This window comes from Streptomyces sp. N35, from assembly GCF_016464295.1.
Classification (GTDB): domain Bacteria; phylum Actinomycetota; class Actinomycetes; order Streptomycetales; family Streptomycetaceae; genus Streptomyces.
The window spans coordinates 1-540 of sequence record NZ_JAEIMH010000234.1 but is presented as its reverse complement, the minus strand read 5'-3'; the positions used below and the strand labels follow the sequence as shown (position 1 = coordinate 540).

Below are 540 nucleotides of genomic sequence, written 5' to 3'. Positions count from 1 at the left end.
CGAACATGCCCCGACCGAACCCAGCAGCGTGGGCACCGGACCGTACTCCGAGACACCCGAGCGGTTCGGTGGCGCCGTCGACAAGGCCATGGAGCTCATCGAGGACCAGGCCGTCAACGCCGCCCTCGAAGAGCGCACCGCCCGCCGCAACGACTACGCCGACACCCACACCCAGAGCTGACCCCGGGGCAGTTGCACCACCCCTAGACCGGGGTACGGCGTCAAAGCCACCTCAGCCCTGCCCTCTGCCCGGCAGGCCCGAGGAGCCATGGACAGACCAGGCCCCAGGGGCCCGGGCACCTCTCCAGCGCCGTACCCCCTCGGGGGCGCCCACACCACGGGCGCCCCCGCACTACCCCACCCCGTCAAGGCCCTGCCCGCAGCCATCCCCCCCAGCCGTCCGCCTACCCGGCCCCCGCCCCGCCCCGCGCCCCGGCCACCACCATCGGCACAGCCTCAGCGAGCGAGACGACACGAGCAGCATGCACAAGACGAAGACGACGCAGTCAGCCGCAGCACCACGCAGCAGCCCGAGCCCAC

Annotated in this window: 1 protein-coding gene; it reads left to right on the top strand. The window is 73.0% G+C overall.

The window, feature by feature from the left end; translation table 11 throughout:
* Window positions 1-181, top strand: a 181-nt coding sequence (locus JAO81_RS42020; RefSeq protein WP_233416674.1) for a hypothetical protein, incomplete at its 5' end; no start/stop codon positions are given.
* Window positions 182-540 lie beyond the last annotated feature (359 nt).